Annotated in this window: 5 protein-coding genes and 1 pseudogene; all 6 read right to left on the reverse strand. The window is 49.7% G+C overall.

The genetic code is table 11. The features are described from left to right. A pseudogene (locus STRDD11_RS13785) lies at nucleotides 1–235 on the reverse strand (ROK family protein); the annotation flags it as partial. Nucleotides 236–249: 14 nt separating this feature from the next. Then, nucleotides 250–810, reverse strand: coding sequence for a sugar O-acetyltransferase (locus STRDD11_RS13000; protein WP_128837656.1), 561 nt, complete (start codon nucleotides 808–810; stop codon nucleotides 250–252). Further along, complete coding sequence (locus tag STRDD11_RS13005) at nucleotides 807–1,628, reverse strand: PRD domain-containing protein (protein WP_128837657.1); 822 nt, start codon at nucleotides 1,626–1,628, stop codon at nucleotides 807–809. Before STRDD11_RS13005 ends, STRDD11_RS13000 begins: the two co-directional genes overlap by 4 nt. Next, nucleotides 1,615–2,415 carry a ribonuclease HII gene (locus STRDD11_RS13010; protein ID WP_128837658.1) on the reverse strand — a complete coding sequence of 267 codons (801 nt, stop codon included), beginning with the start codon at nucleotides 2,413–2,415 and terminating at the stop codon, nucleotides 1,615–1,617. Before STRDD11_RS13010 ends, STRDD11_RS13005 begins: the two co-directional genes overlap by 14 nt. Beyond that, the gene (gene ylqF, locus STRDD11_RS13015; RefSeq protein WP_128837659.1) at nucleotides 2,402–3,253 is read right to left on the reverse strand and encodes a ribosome biogenesis GTPase YlqF; all 852 of its coding nucleotides are present in this window, start codon (nucleotides 3,251–3,253) and stop codon (nucleotides 2,402–2,404) included. The genes STRDD11_RS13010 and ylqF overlap by 14 nt, the downstream gene beginning before the upstream one ends. Before the next feature lie 152 nt (nucleotides 3,254–3,405). Beyond that, on the reverse strand, nucleotides 3,406–3,772 hold a 367-nt coding region (locus STRDD11_RS13790), incomplete at its 5' end, for a hypothetical protein (protein WP_164828507.1).

The following is a 3,772-nucleotide window of genomic DNA, read 5'->3' on the forward strand; positions in this document are numbered from 1 at the left end:
AGAACCGCCGACAAAAACATAGCCGCTGGCTGGATCGATTTTCCCCGGACAGGAAAGAGCCACTCCGGCAATCTGCCCTCTTTTTTTTCGCAGCCAGCTCTTCCAGCAGCTGCAGAAAATCCTCTAAAGCTTCTGGTGTCGGAGTTTTCTCTACCTGCCCAATCTCTCCCTGCTCTGATACAAGAGCAGATTTGACAAAGGTTCCGCCGATATCAATCGCCAAATAATCTGTCATCGTCCCACCTCCGTTCAGTCTTTTACAGGGATTTCTCTGATGATCCGGGCTGGGTTGCCCGCTAAGACAACATTGTCGCCGAAAGATTTGGTCACGACCGAACCGGCTCCGACCACAACATTGTCTCCCAGCGTCACGCCTGGCAGGATCGTCACCCCGCCGCCTGCCCAGAAATTATCCCCGATAGTAATAGGTGCACCATATTCGATACCTGAATTGCGCTCGGCTGGATCCAAAGGGTGCAGGGGAGTTAAGAGCTGACAGTTGGGACCAAAGAGGGCATTGTCTCCGATTCTGATAGGGCAAACATCCAGCATGGTCATATTCCAGTTGGAATAAAAATTCTCTCCCAGATGAATGTTGAGGCCGTAGTCACAGACCAAGTTCGGCTTCATAGACACCTTGTGTCCGGTGCTGCCAAACCACTCTTTGATGATTGCTTTGCGCTTAGCACTGTCCTTTTCCTCGTTAAAGCGATACTGAAATTCTTTAGAGCGAAGAGCCAATTGCTCCAGTTCCGGGTCCTGCGGCCGGTATCTCTCCCCGGCAGTCATCTTTTCGTACTCTGTTCTCATGGCATTCTCCTTTTCATTCGTGATAGGTGGATGGTCAGATAAAGCTGTTCATCATCTGAGGTATCATAATCTCGGGTCTGTTTGAGAAATTCTGCAATCCTTCTGGTCGTTTCATAGGCCAAGGGATACTTGACTTTCAGCATCTCAAACATCTCATTGTCTCCCAGATCGCGGTGGCCGCTGTCGGTCAGCACCCGCTCACAGAAAAATTTAAGATGGGTCATAAAGCGCTCAACATAGATATTTTCCTCGTCCAAGGATATTTCCAGACTGTACTTGACAATCGTCAGGATTTCTTCCATCAGCATAGTCAAATCACGCGCCGCTCCAGCACCGCTGTCCAGCTCAGCATTGACCAGAGTCAGGGCCATAAAGGCCGCTTCATCGTCCGGCAGCTCCCTGCCCAAGTAATTGCTGAGCAGACCGCTGGCATACCTGCCAACCTCAAACTCAGCTGGAAAAAAGCGTTTAATATCCCATGTAAGGAAATTTTTCAGATACAGTTCATCTTCCAAGCGCAGCACGACTCCGTGCATGTGATCAGCCATCGACAGAAAGGCACTGTCCTTCATCCTTTTCTGAAGCTTTTCCCGCGCAAAAGAAATGACCTCATCTGCCATTTCCATGATTTCCGGCGGCAGTTCCAGCAATAACTGGCGCTTGTTTTGACTTAAGACATACTTTTTCTCAATCAGCTGATCTGGGATTTCATCACCGGCCTTGCGGCCAAATGCCAGCCCCCGCCCCATGAGAATCACTTCTTCCTGCTCTTCTTCTGAAATCACAACATTATTATTTAAGACTTTACTTATCAGCATTTCTCACCTCTTGCGGCTGACTCTTTTTCAGCATGGATTTGACAGGCTCAAATGTCCTGCGGTGGATGGGGCTCACCCCTAGTTTTTTGAGCCCCTGCAAGTGAAGCTTGGTCCCATAGCCGGCATTGTGAGCAAAGTCGTAGCCGGGAAATTGTTGATCGCAGTCTGCCATCAGGCGATCCCGAGTGACCTTGGCCACAATCGATGCGGCCGCAATAGACAGGGAATTGGCATCCCCTTTGATGATGGACTGCTGGGGCAAATCAAGCTCCAGCCTCATGGCATCAATGAGCAGATAATCGGGCCGGACCGCCAGCTTTCCGACAGCCTTCATCATCGCCAGCTTGGTCGCTTCGTAGATGTTGACTTTGTCAATCATCTCGTTATCCACATAGCCGATACCAACGGCCACAGCCTGATCCATAACCGCCTGATAGAGTTCCTCATGCTTCTTTTTGGGAATTTTCTTGCTGTCGTTCAGCCCTTTTATTTTGCAGTTTTGGGGCAGAATGACCGCTGCTGCTAAGACCGGTCCGGCCAGCGGACCGCGGCCGACCTCATCAATCCCGGCAACCGCCTGAAAACCCTGAGCATACAGTTCTTTCTCACAGCGCAGCATCTTCTCCAAACGCGCTTCTTCATCGAGCGCAGCCTGAATTTCCCGCTGCCGCTTGGCAACCGCCTTCTGTACGCCTGCCCGCTGGTCCTGAGCTAACTCCGCAAGTTTAGGGTCCTTGATGTTCCTAATGTTGGCTAAGACTTCCTGAATCTCCTTAATTGTTGTCATGTGATTCTCCCAGCCTGTCCAGTGAATAGCGCCCCAGCTTGCCGTCCCGTACTTCCTTGACAAAAAGGCTGTAAAAACGGTCATAATCATCACGGAAGCCTAATGTTTGCGTCATGGCCATGATGATTTCAGGTGCTGCTTCCTCTAAGTTCATCTGCCGAAAGCGGGCCTGCAGCTCCTCAGGATAATGCTCCTTAAAATAATTGAGTCCGAAAATCGTCACCTCATCCATGGGCAGGAGATTGTCCTTGATGGCGCCGGTCAGAGCCAGTTTGAGCGCTACTGTCTCGTCTTCAAACTTAGGCCAGAGAATGCCGGGCGTATCCAGAATTTCCAGATCTTTATTGGACTTAAGCCACTGCTGGCCTTTTGTCACACCGGGTTTATTGCCCACAACAGCGATTTTCCTGCCGGCCAGCCGGTTCATGAGTGTGGATTTGCCGGCATTGGGAATGCCGATAATCATCGTTCGCAGGGTTTCCAGCTGAATTCCCCGCTCCCGCTGACGGGCCAGCTTATCAGCCATCAGACTCTTAGCGGCCTCTATCACTTTTTTGACCGCAGCCTGCTCCTTGGAGTTAATGGCCAAGGTTTTGAGGCCCCTGCTTTCAAAATACTGCTGCCATTCTTTGGTGATCGTTGGATCAGCCAAGTCAGCCTTATTTAAAATCAGCAGTTTGGGCTTGTCCCCCACAATCTTAGTCAGCATAGGATTCTGACTGGACAAAGGCAGACGGGCGTCCACCAAAATCGTCACAAAATCCACAAACTTGATATTTTCCTGGACCTGCCGCCTTGCCTTGGACATGTGGCCTGGAAACCATTGAATCGTTGCCATAATTTTCCTTTCAACCGGTGCTTTATTTGCAAAACACCCTATCTCTAAACTATTTTACCATATTTCTGGGATTTGGGCCGGCCAATTATCAAAACAAGGATACCGCCATTGCCAGAGCAAATGAAAAAGCCCAGCTTGGACTTTTTCAGCATTTAAATCAAAATCAGAATAAGCGCTGTCACTCCCGCTAAGAGGAGAGCAACAAAGCTCATTGCCAGACAGCCCTTGAAGAACCCTTTCAGATGAAAAAGATAGTCTTTATGCCCCTGACAGTGCTCCGTTCCCGGAAAGATAAAAAGCGGCGATGTCAGGCAGCAGATCAGCAGCCAGTCTACAAGAAAAAGATCAACCGCATTCCAAACCATGCCCATTAGCCAATAATGCGCAAATAAGGTCAGAAACGGCGTCTCCTTCCAGCCGTAAGTCCAAAGAGCACCGGCCAGAGCTGTCAGGATTAAGACAGTAAAACTAATCAGTCCGAAAAGGATATTTTTCTTTTTCTGCTCCCTGTCAGCTGCC

This window comes from Streptococcus sp. DD11 (genome assembly GCF_001578865.1).
Taxonomy (GTDB): domain Bacteria; phylum Bacillota; class Bacilli; order Lactobacillales; family Streptococcaceae; genus Streptococcus; species Streptococcus panodentis.